The sequence below is a fragment of the Phytopseudomonas daroniae genome (genome assembly GCF_004327275.1).
GTDB lineage: Bacteria > Pseudomonadota > Gammaproteobacteria > Pseudomonadales > Pseudomonadaceae > Aquipseudomonas > Aquipseudomonas daroniae.
In genome coordinates this window covers 475,190-488,298 of record NZ_QJUJ01000003.1, presented here as the reverse complement: position 1 = coordinate 488,298, position 13,109 = coordinate 475,190, and the positions used below count along the sequence as shown (strand labels likewise).

The window sequence follows — 13,109 nt, the reverse complement described above, 5'->3', positions numbered from 1 at the left end:
GGGCGACAGGCATCGCCGACCGGGTTTGGCGACGCTCGATCAGCGGTACAGATCGGGATTCGGATCGTCGGTAGGCTGAGCGATGACCTTCTGCAGCTGGTTGGACATCGGGAAGTTCATGTTGATACCGCGCGGCGCAATCGCCTGCACGAACCATTTGTCGTAGATGGCGGTGATCTCACCGCTGGCATACAGCTCATCAAGCGTGGCGTTGACCAGTTGCTTGAAGGGCTCGTCGTCGCGACGCAGCATGATGCCGTAGGGTTCGACCGACAGCGGCTCGCTGGACATCACATAGTCGTCGGGGGTCTTCGAGGTGGCAGCCGCACCGGCGATCGACACGTCATCGAAGATCAGCGCCACGGCACGCTCGGTTTGCAGGGTGAGCATGCCTTCGGCCAGATCCTTCACGGTGAGGATTTTCAGGCCCAGGTTCTGCGCGGCATTCGCCTCGCTGATCACCTTCACGCTGGTGGTGCCGGCCAGGGTGACGACGGTCTTGCCCTTGGCGTCCGCCATGCTCTCGACGGGTGCACTCTTCTTCGACAGGATGCGCACACCCGCCACGAAATAGGTATTGGAAAAGGTCACCTGACGCTGACGCTCGGCATTGTTGGTGGTGGTGCCGCACTCCATGTCGATGGTGCCGTTGGCCAGCAGCGGCATGCGGGTCGCGCCGGTGACCGGCAGGTAGCTTACCTTGAGGTCGGGCTTGTCCAGTTTGACCTTCAGCGCATCGACGACTTTCGCGCACAGATCCATGGCATAGCCGATGGGCCGTTGCTGGTCGTCATAGTAGGAAAACGGCACGGCACCGTCACGGTGACCGATGCTGATCTCGCCCAACTCGGCGATCTTGGCCAGCGTGCCTTCCTGAGCCGACACACCCGCCGCGGCGAGCATCAGCACGAGCGATGAAGCTGCAAGAACATTCTTCATGGATTTGCCCTCTGGAATAAGTTATCGCGCTGCGGCCATATCCCTTCGAGGGGGCCGACGTGCCTGCAAGGCATCGCCGGATCATGCTGTCGAGCCTACTTAGTCACGTCAACAAAAAAGAATAATAAATAATGAATTCATTTTAATTGTGCAAAGTTAGGGCAATTTTTAATGCAAATACCCGGAAATCGCGCATTTAAATCAGGATAAAGGTATCCAAATCAGGGCAAGCCGCCCGCATCAGAACCGTTCTGGTGCGACCTGGGAAACCTGTAATTCATCGATGGAGTGACGCACTGTGCGTGCCGTGTTCATGACGTGCTGACGCATGATTTTTGCCAATCGCGTGCCATCACGGGCACAGAGTGCCTGCAGGATCTTCTCGTGGTCGCTCACCGCCTCTTTCCAGTCCCTGGGGGCCTGGCGCACGGTATGGCGGATATTGCGGATGCGCAGTTCGAGGTTGCGATAGAGCACCAGTAGCGAGGCATTGCCCGCCGCTTCGAAGATGGCGAAGTGGATGGCACGATTGAGCCGCGAATACTCCAGCGAGCGGGATGCGCTGTAGGCCTCGATCATCTCCTCGTGCAGCGTGCGGATGGTCTCGAGCTGCGCATCGCTGATCTGCGCGCAAGCCAGCTCTCCGGCCAGCGCCTCGATGCTGGCGATGATCGGGAACAGCTCCTGCAGCTCTTCATCGGTGATGGTGACCACACGCGCACCGCGCTGCGGCAGCAGCTCGATCATGCCTTCGGCTGCCAGCGCCTTGAGCGCCTCGCGCAAAGGCGTGCGGGAAATATCGAAGCGCTCGCACAGCGTCTTTTCCGGAATTTTCTGTCCCGGTTCCAGCTCACCGCTGACGATCAGCTCGCGCAGATGGTCGACGATCTCGCTGTGCAGCGTTCGCCGCTGGATGGGTCTTGCTTCTGAAACGCTCAAACTAGTCTCTCGGCCATGCCATAAAAAACCGGAGATGAGGCTCTCCCCTCTCTGGCTCAACGGATGAGACTTAGCCACCGACGCTGACGCTTGTCCAGAGGAACCTGCCCCGAGCGGCCAACTGCAGTTCTCGGAGCAACGTCCATGACAGTCGTCGCGAATCGCCATCAATCCACGAGAGAGCCCCGTTCAATCAACGACGGTTGACCGTCTGCGCTGCGCGCAGCACATCGGCACCGACCTCGGCTTCGAAGGCCTGCCAGACCGGGCGCATCGCTTCGCGCCAGGTTTCGCGCTGCTCGGCGGTCAACGGCAGGATCTGGCTGTGACCGCTGGCGACGATCTGCTCGCGGCTCTTGCGATTCTGCTCTTCGGCATCCTGGTTCACCTTGAAGCTGACCTCTTCGATGATCGCCTCCAGTTGTACGCGTACCTGATACGGAATGCTGACCCAGAACCTGGAGTTGCTGATCAGCATGTAGTTGAGCGAGCCGTGGTTGGTTTCGGTGATGAACGGCTGTGCGCTGTCGAGCTTCTGGCTGGCCAGGTTCGACCAGGGGTTTTCCGCACCCTGTACGACGCCCTTCTGCAAAGCCGCCAGGGTTTCGCTGAAGGCGATCTTGCTAGCGCTGGCACCGAGCTGGGCGAACTGCGCCTCCAGTACCGGCGATGGCTGGATACGGAAGGCCAGCCCCTTGGCATCGGCGGGCAACTTCAGCGCACGGGTGGCGGAAAGTTGCTTCATGCCGTTGTTCCAGTAAGCCAGACCGTAGATGTCGTAGCTGGCCATGGAACGCAGCAGTTCGCGACTCTTCTCGCGTTTCTGGAAGCGTTTGACCGCGTCCAGGTCGTCGAACAGGAACGGCAGATCGAACACCTGCAATTGCTTGGTATAAGCATCGAATTTCGACAGCGACGGCGCCAGCAGTTGCACCTTGCCATCACGCAGGGCCTGCAGTTCGTCGTCGTCACCGAACAGGGTGGAGTTGGGGTAGACCTCGACCTTCACCTGGTCGCCGAGGCGCTGCTCCACGAGCTGCTTGAACAGCAGGGCGCCACGGCCCTTGGGCGTGTCTTCGGCAACCACGTGGGAGAATTTGATGACGATGGGTTCGGCGGCGGAAACCGACGTGCCGATCAGCAGCAGGGCCGACAGGGCAATGGTGACAACGGACTTGAACATGCAACACCTTGGCAATGGCAGGCAAAGGCGCATGCGCGAGGCAGGCACCTGAAGGAATGGGTTATCGAGTGACCTCAACGAGGCATCGGTAAAGCGCTGTCGGCTGCGCCCAGCGCATGGCGCGGGAGTCCGACTATTATTGGAGGGGCTGCGGCGCATGGGTCAGTGGTACCCGACCGTCTCGGCAGGGGCGCGATTCTTGTCGATCCCCGGTCGCGGAACAAGCTGCAATAACGCCAACTGCTGCACAGCTTGAAGATTCAATGCCCGCACCGTGGCAGAATGCGCCCCGCCACACCACCACGAGATCAGCATGTCGTCGTCTTTCGTCACTCCCTTCGCCACCCTGGAACTGCAGCGCCAGCCCGAGCAACCCGGCATGCCGCTGCAGGCCTTCGATGCCGCCGACGCTTATCTGCTCGAGCAGGTGCAGGGGCTGTCAGGTACGACGCGAGCACTGCTGCTCAACGACAGCTTCGGCGCCCTGGGCTGTGCCCTGGCCGGTCGCGCCCAGGTAACCAGCAGTGGCGATTCGCACCTCGGCCACCTCGCCCTGCGCCTGAATCTGGCGCGCAATGGCCTGGCGGCGGATGCGGTGACCTTCGTACCGGCCAGCGAGCCCACCAGCGGGCCGTTCGACCTGGTGCTGATCCGGGTACCGAAAACCCTGGCCCTGCTGGAGGAACAACTGATCCGCCTGCACGGTCAATTGGCCCCAGGCGCACAGGTGATCGCCGGCAGCATGATCAAGCACCTGCCCCGGGCGGCCGGTGATCTGCTGGAGCGCTATATCGGCCCGGTGCAGGCCTCACTGGCGGTGAAAAAAGCCCGTCTGCTGCACGCCACGCCGGAAACCAAAGCGACGCCGAAGTCGCCCTACCCGACGCGTTACCGCCTGGACAAGCCGGCCATCGAGCTGAGCAACCACGCCAACCTGTTCTGCCGCGAAGGGCTGGATATCGGCACCCGCGCCTTTCTGCCCCATCTGCCGCGCCATCTGGACAATCGCCGGGTGGCCGATCTCGGTTGCGGCAACGGTGTACTGGGCATCGCCTATGCACTGAGCAGCCCCAGCGCCGAGCTGACTCTGGTCGACGAATCCTATATGGCCGTGCAGTCCGCCGCGGAAAACTGGCGAGCTGCCCTCGGCGAGCGCCCGGTGACCATCCGCGCCGGTGATGGCCTTGCCGAGCAGGCTGCCGACTCGCTGGATCTGGTGCTGTGCAACCCGCCCTTTCATCAGCAGCAAGTAGTCGGCGATTTCCTCGCCTGGCGGATGTTCCAGCAAGCCCGCAACGCCCTGGTCACGGGCGGCGAACTATGGATCGTCGGCAACCGCCACCTGGGCTACCACGCCAAACTGGCGCGGCTGTTCCGCGGCGTCGAGCAGGTGGCGGCAACGCCGAAGTTCGTGGTGCTCAAGGCGACGAAGTAAACTCAGTCCTATTGGGGAACTTCATGAACACACCACAGAAAATCAGCAATGAGCGCAAGCAAGAGCTTCTGCTTGCTCTCGCTCGCGGTGAACAGGCAATTGCAGAAAACCGGATCTATAGTCACACCCAAGCTAAAGAGAAACTGAGCCGCTGGCTCAAATAATCTCGGCGACCAGCTTGCGAATTCTGCATTCTCACAACCGCTTCCCCGGCCATCGCTGCGCTCAGCGCCGGGCTACCAAAGCCTCGTAGCCTGCGGTTGAGCGCAGCGATACCCAGGAGCGGGCAACACCGCTCTACAAGGTCAAGGTAAACCGAGACAGCAACGCCCCCGGCAATGCCATGGAACCGGTCTGCCTGGCGCCGTAGGTTCCATTGGGCAGGAGCAGCTCCGGCTCGCGAGTCAGGGCTTCCAGATGCGGGCCAAGGAAATCGAACAGCGAATCGTCGAAGCGCATGGTATTGACCGGCGCCTGGATGCAGCCGTCCTCGACCCAGAAGGTGGCGAAGCGGGTCATGCCAGTCAGACGCCCGGCGGGCAGGTCGGAGAAGTTGCTGTACCACAGGTTGCCGATATACAGCCCGGTGCCGAGTCGTTGCAGGACATCGTTCTCGTCCAGATCGCCGCCGTGCATGCGCAGCGACAAGGGATATTCACCACTCCCCGCACCGTTGGCGATCAGACTGTATTCGGCCGCGCTGCGTGAACTGACCAGGCGCTCGCCGGGCAGCCCTTCGCTCAGCAGTCGCAGAGGCTGACGCGGCCCCTCGCGGGTGAAAGCCGGCGCCAGACCACCTTCGATACGCTCATCCAGGGTCACCTTATCGCTCAGGCTGGCACTACCGGCGAACAGCCGCTGCAATGGACTACCGCCGGTGGCCAGCGCCTGGGCGGAAAAACCCCAGGCGAACAGGCCGAACAACTCTTCCAATGCCGCGGGGGTCAGGTAGGCACGGTAAGCACCCGGTTTCAGCTCACGAGCGGGCTTGCCCAGGTGCTGCAACTGTTCACGGGCGAAATCCAGCTTGCGGGCGAAAACCTGGGCATCCCAGCGCTCGCCGGCATAATTGTTTTTCACCGCCTGGCCATTTTCATGGAACAGACTGAATTCGAAGTTGAAGCTGCTCGCCGCATGCCAGCCAAAGGCGCCCCAGGAACTGGCGAAGCCCTGGTACTGCGGCCCGGCAGCATAGAAGCCGACCAGATCGAGCCCCGCCGCAGCCTCATTGATCTGCGCGATGGCGGCTTCGCTGTCCTGAATGTCCTGGCCGATGGCGATCTCACTGCGCCAGGCTTCACGGTTCAGGCGCAGGTAGGGATCGTCGGTCAGCGTCGGCAGTACCGCACGCAGGCGCTGCAGCGCTTGGTCGAGCCGCAGTTGGTCATCCTCGATCACCCCGCTCAGGGCCAGCTCGAAGTCGCCATGGCGTTCGCCCTGATACAACGCCAGGGTGGCGTACGCCTGCTGCACCTGGCCAGCCTGGCGCACACGGGCATGGTTGAAGCGGATGAAATCAGAGGACTCGGCCTGATATTCCAGGGTGAACCCCTCGCCTGCCTGCAGTCGGGTATTCAGGTAAGCGAGCAAGTCAGTGAAGTGTCGACGAGCATCCATCAGGCGGCCCCTCCAAAAACGTCGATATCGGCGAACACGCACGCGGGCGTGGCATGGCCGACGCGAATCACCTGGTTGGGCTCGCCCTTGCCGCAGTACGGTGTGCCCAGCACTTCTAAGGTACCGGCATCGCCGACAGCCTTGAGGTTGCGCCAGAACTGCGCGGAGATGCCGCGGTAATTGGGGTTCTTTACCACACCCTTGAGTTCGCCGTTCTCGATCAACTGGCCCCACTCGCAGCCGAACTGGAATTTGTTGCGCGCATCGTCGATCGACCAGGAGCGGTTGTTGCTCATCAGAATGCCACGCTCGATGCCACCGATCAGTTCCTCCAACCTTTGTGTTCCAGGCTCGACATTGAGGTTGCCCATGCGGTCGAGGGTCGGCCGATTCCAGCTGCAGGCGCGGCTGTTGGCGACGCCCTCCAGGCCGCTGCGCCACTGCGACAGTGCGCCGCCGAGGGGGCGCTGCAGGATGCCCTCGCGGATCAGGTACTGGCGCTGCGCCGGGGTACCGTCGTCGTCATGCCGATAGCTGGCCAGTTCGCCGGGCACGCCCGGGTCGAAGGTCACGTCGAGCAGTGGCGAGCCGTAGCGGTAGTGGCCGAAGTCCTCCTGGCGGATGAAGCTGGTACCGGCGAAGTTTCGCTCGTCGCCAAGGATGCGATCCAGCTCCAGCGGATGGCCGATGGACTCGTGGATCTGCAGGATCATCTGATCCGGCATCAGCAACAGCTCACGCGGGCCACTCGGCGTGTTGGGTGCCAGCAGGAGTTGCAGCGCCTCGTCGGCGATACGGCTGGCGGTACCGACCAGGCCAAGCTGATCGATCACTTCGGCGCCGCCCTGGCGAGCCAGGTGAGTACCGCCGAAGCTGCGGCTCTGGCTGTCGGCGCCATCGCTGGCGGTCACCCCCAGTTGCGGGAACACGTAGTGCTGGGCACGACGCAAACGGGCGCCGGCGCTGTTGAGGTAGATCTGCTCAGTGGCGGTAAAGCTCAGTCCCGCGTACCAGTCCACCAGGCGATCATCGCGGGGCACCCGTGCTGACTCCGCAGCCAGTAGCTCGTACCAGTGCGCCGCACTGGCCAGGGATCGCTCATAGCCGGGCATGATGTCATCCACCTGCTCATGGGGCTGCGGCAACTCGTGCACATCGAGCAGGTTGCGACCAGCCAGCTGCCGCGCCAGGTGCTCGGCCTTGTCGAGGGCCGCCTGCAGGCCAGCCTGGCTGAGATCGCTGGTAGCCGCGTAGGCTTCCACGCCGGCGATACGCACGCTGAGCATGGCGCCGGCATCGTCACCGAACGACGGCGCCAGCGCCACGTTGCGGCGCACCCAATAGCGCTCGGTGGTTTCCCGCACATGGCGCAGCGACCAGAAGTCGGCTGTCGAGTGCAGGGCGGCGAAGCGGCGTTGCAGGGTTTCGCTGAAGGCGAACATCGGACTCCCTCTGGCTGGCGGCAAAGGGGGCAGTATGGGAACAACGTTGCGGGTGGATCAACTGTGGGGGCAAGTGCGGCTGGCAGACAATCCAGACTGACCGGCCGGGAAATGAGTGACCATTGAACGCGCTCGCTCATCATGGACAGATAGCGTTCTGATGGCTTAGTGTCGAGGCCAGATTCGCTCTCACGCCTGACCGAGCGAGATGGCTTTGCCTCGCATGCTGCATAACGGCCTTATACGGTCATCGGTATCATCAGCCCCCTTTAGAAAGGATTCACAGAAGGAACACGGAATGTTATCCACCAAGCCCGCTCGGGTGGTTATGCACCATTTGGTGTCTATTTATAGTTAGGCTATCGAATGCCATCAAAACCGCTGAATATTCCGCTATATAAAAAAAGCCATACTCGCTTATGGCATATACTCGCATGTATTCCACTAGCCATAATTACTGTAAAGCCTGGCACCATCGAAAACTGGCTCACTTCAATATTATTAGTGTTCCCAGTACTTTGGTTTGTATTCGTTGGCCCTAAATTCCTAGACGGCTGGCTAAGGCATAGCCGATATAGTTTCCTGCTTTGGGTCATCCTGGCATTGAAACTGGCATTGTTTTTCTGGGTAATTAAAATTATCGAGCCGTACACCGCTTCACTGCTGAGCGAGTGGCTAAAAGCCTAACAACTAACTCAACCGTTCGCTTTGCTCACTGGGACGGGTTAACACGCGGCAAGACGGATCATTTTTTGTAGGATGGATTAGCGAAGCGTAATCCGTCGTTTATCGCGAACAACTTCGTCGGTTTCATACGGCGGATTACGCCTTCGACTAATACGCCCTACCGAATCTATTCCGTAGCAAGTAGCCCGGATCTGCGTAGGGTGAACCGGGGCGCGTAGCTAACGCGAAGCTTGTCCACCGTTTTCAAGGCACGTAGCCCAAAACGTACGGTTACCCATGGTGGATGAATAAAGCGTCATCCACCCTACCGGAGCCATCCGTACTCCCTGGGACTTCAGCAAGTAGCCCGGACATGTAGGGTGGACAACGCGAAGCTTGTCCACCATTTTCAATGCGCGTAACCCAGGACAAATCACGGTTGAGCCCATGGTGGATGGATAAAACGCCATCCACCCTACGGGTGCGTCGTTACGGCGTACTCAACCCCGCCGCATTCATGAATAGCCGCAACAGGTACGACAGAGCCCCCAGGCTCAGCACGCTCACCGTCCAGATGCCTGCCAGCCAGGCGATACGCTGCCAGAGCGGTTTCTTTTCAGTTGTGCGATTCATCAGTGGTACCCCTGGTCAGGCGTCACCTTGCCGCGGAATACGTAGTAGCTCCACGCGGTGTAGACGAGAACGAAAGGAATGATGAACAGCGCGCCGACCAGGGCGAAGCCCTGGCTCTGCGGTGGTGCGGCGGCCTGCCAGATGGTCAGCGAGCCGGGCACGATGTCGGCCACAGGCTGATACCCAGGCCGCTGTAACCGAGAAAGATCAGTACCAGGGTCAGCACGAACGGCTTGCTGTTGTCGTAATTGGCCACCGAGCGCAGCAGGTAGAAGAAGCTCGCCAGCACCAGCACCAGCAGCGGCACGGGCAGAAACCAGAACAGGTTGGGCACGGGTTCTCAGCTTCCGGGGGCGGCAGGAAATTGCCGCTCCTAGGCAACCGTACCCCCCCTCCATCATCCTAAACGACGCGCAGCCCAGGAATTACAGGCGTGGAGAGATTCTGGCCCGCATCTTGTATAGCATCTCTTGCAGAGTGAAAAGCACCTAACAATTGCTTTGCTACTACGGGGTTGTAGTGACCTTGAGCTTAGCGTGGTCGACAGTAGGAAGCTAAGCAGGGTACTGATAAGGGATTAAGGCTTTCCAAAGGGAAAGCGGATAGGACTCATATGCAAATCAGCAATGTAAGCTCAGCATTCAGCACTTCGTATACCGCGTCTCAAAGAGCATCCGTGGAAAAGGACTCTCAGGCGGCGATCAAAAATACGGGCGTAAGCTCATCGGATACAGTATCGATTTCGGACGAAGGAAGGAAGGCTGCCTTTGACGACAGCGCTGGGAAAAGTACAACAGGCAACGCTTCGTCTGGTGTCGAAAAATATCAAATTCCTGGCTGGCAGGCGCAGTACATGAATGTAGTCAAACCTGTCATTGGCGCATCTCCTCTGGCGTCTAATGAAAGCACTGGCAGGCTATCGTCTGAATCAGAACGTATCGAATATGCGAACCTCATTGACCAGCACTATAGCTCGGTTCTTAAATCGAATGGAATTGAAGGCGTAGATGCTCACTACGAAGCGACGATTGTTAATAAGGAGTTTAGTGAGTCGCTGCGTCAGCAAATGAAAGAATCCATCATGGGTGATAGCAGGCTGCTTGAACTCATGTCGAAAATGGGCAAGTCACCTGTATAAATCACCGCTCCTTCATCACAACCCTCTATGCTGATCGAGCTTGAGAGATACGGCTACATCAAAACGCGGCAAGACGGATCAAGGTTTGTAGGATGGATTAGCGAAGCGTAATCCGTCGTTTACCGCGAACAATGTTGTCGCCTTCATGCGGCGGATTACGCCTTCGGCTAATACGCCCTACCGAATCTATTCCGTAGCAAGTAGCCGGACATGGTGGACAACGCGAAGCTTGTCCACCATTTTCAATGCGCGTAACCCAAGGCAAATCACGGTTGACTCCATGATGGATGGATAAAGTGTCAGCTACGCGCCCCGATCCACCCTACCGGAGCGCCTGCAGTACGCCGCTAAGGCGTACTCAACCCCGCCGCATTCATAAACAACCGCAACAGGTACGACAGAGCCCCCAAGCTCAGCACGCTCACCGTCCAGATGCCGGCCAGCCAGGCGATACGCTGCCAGAGCGGTTTCTTTTCAGTTGTGCGATTCATCAGTGGTACCCCTGGTCAGGCGTCACCTTGCCGCGGAATACGTAGTAGCTCCACGCGGTGTAGACGAGGATGAAGGGAATGATGAACAGCGCGCCGACCAGGGCGAAGCCCTGGCTCTGCGGTGGTGCGGCGGCCTGCCAGATGGTCAGCGAGCCGGGCACGATGTTCGGCCACAGGCTGATGCCCAGGCCGCTGTAGCCGAGGAAGATCAGTACCAGGGTCAGCACGAACGGCTTGCTGTTATCGTAATTGGCCACCGAGCGCAGCAGGTAGAAGAAGCTCGCCAGTACCAGCAACGGCACGGGCAGGAACCAGAACAGGTTTGGCAGGCTGAACCAGCGCTCGGCGATGCTCGCCTGGGACAGCGGCGTCCACAGGCTGACGATGCCGATCACCGCCAGCAACAGCAGCGCCAGTGGGCGCGCCATATCGTGCATCTGTTGCTGCAGGCGCCCTTCCGTTTTCATGATCAACCAGGTGCAGCCGAGCAGCGCATAGGCGGCGATCAAGCCCAGGCCGCTGAACAGCGGAAACGGCGCCAGCCAGTCCAGCGAGCCACCGGAGAACGCCCGGCCTTCGACCGGAATGCCTTCGATGAAGGCGCCCAGGGCCACGCCCTGAAAGAAGGTTGCCGCCACGGAGCCGCCGATGAAGGCCTTGTCCCAGATATGCCGCTTGTGATCCCTGGCCTTGAAGCGAAACTCGAAGGCCACGCCGCGAAACACCAGGCCCAACAACATGAAGATCAACGGCAGATACAGGGCGCTGAGCACCACCGAGTAGGCCAGCGGGAAGGCGGCGAACAACCCGGCGCCGCCGAGCACCAGCCAGGTTTCGTTGCCGTCCCAGACCGGCGCCACGGTGTTCATCATGATGTCGCGCTCGCCCTTGTCCGGCACGAACGGGAAGAGGATGCCGATGCCCAGGTCGAAGCCGTCCATGATCACGTACATCATCACGCCGAAGACGATGATCACCGCCCAGATGATCGAAAGATCGATACCCATGGTCATACCCTCCCGTTCGCGTCTGCACCGCCATGGTCACTGTCATGCATCCCCTCTTGGGGGGCCGACAGTGGCCTCGCCGGTGTGTGCCGAGTGCCCGGCCCGCCTTCACCCTGGTGATCGCCTTCACCGGTAACCGGCCCCTTGCGCACCAGGCGCATCACGTAGCTCATGCCGGCACCGAACACCGCGAAGTAAACGACCACGAACAGCACCAGGGTCAGGCCCAGTTGCGCCGCGCTGTGCATCGACACACCATCGGCGGTGCGCATCAAGCCGTAGACCACCCAGGGCTGACGACCGATTTCGGTGGTGAACCAGCCGGCGAGGATGGCGATCAGCCCGGACGGCCCCATCCACAGGCAGAAATACAGGAACGGACGAGACCGATAGAGGCTGCCGCGCCAGCGTAGCCACAGGCTCCACAGCCCGGTAAGGATCATCAGCATGCCCATGGCGACCATCACCCGGAACGACCAGAACACGATGGCCGAGTTGGGCCGATCCTCCTTGGCGAACTCCTTCAGTGCCGGAACCTGTTTGTCCAGGCTGTGGGTCAGGATCAGGCTGCCTAGATAAGGCACTTCGACCTTGAAGCGGGTTTCTTCGCGCTCCATGTCCGGCCAGCCGAACAGGATCAACGGCGTTGGCTCGCCGGAGCTGTTGTCCCAGTGGCCTTCGATGGCGGCGATCTTCGCCGGTTGATGCTCGAGGGTGTTGAGGCCATGGAAGTCACCGATCACCGCCTGTATCGGCGCCACCAGCAGCGCCATCCACAGCGCCATCGAGAACATCTTGCGCATCGCCGGGGTGTCACGCCCGCGCAGCAGGTGCCAGGCCGCCGAAGCGCCGACGAAGAACGCCGTGGCGAGAAACGCGGCGGTGGCCATGTGCGCCAGGCGATACGGGAACGACGGGTTGAACACCACCGCGAACCAGTCCACCGGAATCACCCGGCCATCGACGATCTCGAATCCCTGGGGCGTCTGCATCCAGCTGTTGGAGGAGAGAATCCAGAAGGTCGAGATCAGCGTACCGACCGCTACCATGATCGTCGAAAAGAAGTGCAGCCCCGGCCCGACGCGGTTCCAGCCGAACAACATGACACCGAGAAAGCCTGCTTCGAGGAAGAACGCGGTGAGCACCTCATAGGTCAGCAGCGGCCCGGTGACCGAGCCGGCGAAATCCGAGAAGGCGCTCCAGTTGGTACCGAACTGGTAGGCCATCACCAGGCCGGAGACCACGCCCATGCCGAAGTTGACGGCGAAGATCTTCGCCCAGAAATGGTAGAGGTCGCGGTACACCGCCTCGCCGGTTTTCAGCCACAGGCCTTCGAGCACGGCCAGATAGCTGGCCAGGCCGATGGTGATAGCCGGGAAAATGATATGGAAGGAAATGGTGAAGGCGAACTGGATGCGCGCAAGATCCAAAGCCTCTAGGCCAAACATGGAAGCGTCCTCGATCAGGTTTATCGGTTATCGACTTCTAGTTATCTGCAACACCGCGAGATCAGGCCAGGCGAAAAGCATCTTGACCTGGATCAATCGCCATGTAAGAGACTACGCCGCACCGCGCTTCTTGCCGCCGTGGTGGGTTGCCGCGCGACAGGCCGTCGCGTG

12 protein-coding genes and 1 pseudogene are annotated in these 13,109 nt (G+C 60.4%); 3 read left to right on the top strand and 10 right to left on the bottom strand.

Annotated elements, in window-relative coordinates; all coding sequences use genetic code 11:
* Positions 1-39: 39 nt before the first annotated feature.
* From DNK10_RS10205 to DNK10_RS10195, 3 genes are all read right to left on the bottom strand, one after another.
* Complete coding sequence (locus tag DNK10_RS10205) at positions 40-939, bottom strand: transporter substrate-binding domain-containing protein (protein WP_131191468.1); 900 nt, start codon at positions 937-939, stop codon at positions 40-42.
* 240 nt (positions 940-1,179) lie between these two features.
* Positions 1,180-1,878, bottom strand: coding sequence for a GntR family transcriptional regulator (locus tag DNK10_RS10200; protein WP_131191467.1), 699 nt, complete (start codon positions 1,876-1,878; stop codon positions 1,180-1,182).
* 193 nt (positions 1,879-2,071) lie between these two features.
* The gene (locus DNK10_RS10195; RefSeq protein WP_131191466.1) at positions 2,072-3,061 is read right to left on the bottom strand and encodes a DctP family TRAP transporter solute-binding subunit; all 990 of its coding nucleotides are present in this window, start codon (positions 3,059-3,061) and stop codon (positions 2,072-2,074) included.
* Positions 3,062-3,374: 313 nt separating this feature from the next.
* On the opposite strand from DNK10_RS10195, the gene DNK10_RS10190 reads away from it, so the two are divergent.
* Together DNK10_RS10190 and DNK10_RS25855 are read left to right on the top strand one after the other, a co-directional pair.
* A complete protein-coding gene (locus DNK10_RS10190; RefSeq protein WP_131191465.1) occupies positions 3,375-4,496 on the top strand; it encodes a methyltransferase in 1,122 nt (373 codons plus the stop codon).
* Positions 4,497-4,519: 23 nt separating this feature from the next.
* Positions 4,520-4,660, top strand: a complete 141-nt coding sequence (locus DNK10_RS25855; RefSeq protein ID WP_165493649.1) for a hypothetical protein — start codon at positions 4,520-4,522, stop codon at positions 4,658-4,660.
* 133 nt (positions 4,661-4,793) lie between these two features.
* On the opposite strand, the gene DNK10_RS10185 is transcribed toward DNK10_RS25855, so the two are convergent.
* The 4 genes and pseudogenes from DNK10_RS10185 to DNK10_RS10170 all read right to left on the bottom strand — a co-directional run.
* Positions 4,794-6,113 (bottom strand): TldD/PmbA family protein, encoded by a 1,320-nt coding sequence (locus DNK10_RS10185; protein ID WP_131191464.1) that lies wholly within the window; start codon positions 6,111-6,113, stop codon positions 4,794-4,796.
* Positions 6,113-7,555 carry a TldD/PmbA family protein gene (locus tag DNK10_RS10180; RefSeq protein ID WP_131191463.1) on the bottom strand — a complete coding sequence of 481 codons (1,443 nt, stop codon included), beginning with the start codon at positions 7,553-7,555 and terminating at the stop codon, positions 6,113-6,115. The genes DNK10_RS10185 and DNK10_RS10180 overlap by 1 nt, the downstream gene beginning before the upstream one ends.
* Before the next feature lie 1,155 nt (positions 7,556-8,710).
* Entirely contained in the window at positions 8,711-8,854 is a 144-nt protein-coding gene (locus tag DNK10_RS10175; protein ID WP_131191462.1) for a DUF2474 domain-containing protein, read from the bottom strand.
* Positions 8,854-9,188: pseudogene (locus DNK10_RS10170) on the bottom strand (cytochrome d ubiquinol oxidase subunit II); the annotation flags it as partial. The pseudogene DNK10_RS10170 and the gene DNK10_RS10175, both read right to left, overlap by 1 nt.
* Positions 9,189-9,530: 342 nt before the next feature.
* On the opposite strand from DNK10_RS10170, the gene DNK10_RS10165 reads away from it, so the two are divergent.
* Complete coding sequence (locus DNK10_RS10165) at positions 9,531-9,992, top strand: hypothetical protein (protein ID WP_131180949.1); 462 nt, start codon at positions 9,531-9,533, stop codon at positions 9,990-9,992.
* 347 nt (positions 9,993-10,339) lie between these two features.
* Here the strand turns inward: DNK10_RS10165 and DNK10_RS10160 are convergent, their stop codons facing one another.
* From DNK10_RS10160 to DNK10_RS10150, 3 genes are read right to left on the bottom strand one after another with little or no spacing between them, the layout of a single operon-like run.
* Complete coding sequence (locus tag DNK10_RS10160; RefSeq protein ID WP_131191462.1) at positions 10,340-10,483, bottom strand: DUF2474 domain-containing protein; 144 nt, start codon at positions 10,481-10,483, stop codon at positions 10,340-10,342.
* A complete protein-coding gene (gene cydB, locus DNK10_RS10155; RefSeq protein WP_131180947.1) occupies positions 10,483-11,490 on the bottom strand; it encodes a cytochrome d ubiquinol oxidase subunit II in 1,008 nt (335 codons plus the stop codon). Before cydB ends, DNK10_RS10160 begins: the two co-directional genes overlap by 1 nt.
* A 2-nt stretch (positions 11,491-11,492) precedes the next feature.
* On the bottom strand, positions 11,493-12,938 hold the full coding sequence (locus tag DNK10_RS10150) for a cytochrome ubiquinol oxidase subunit I (RefSeq protein WP_131191461.1): 1,446 nt from the start codon (positions 12,936-12,938) through the stop codon (positions 11,493-11,495).
* Positions 12,939-13,109: the final 171 nt, after the last annotated feature.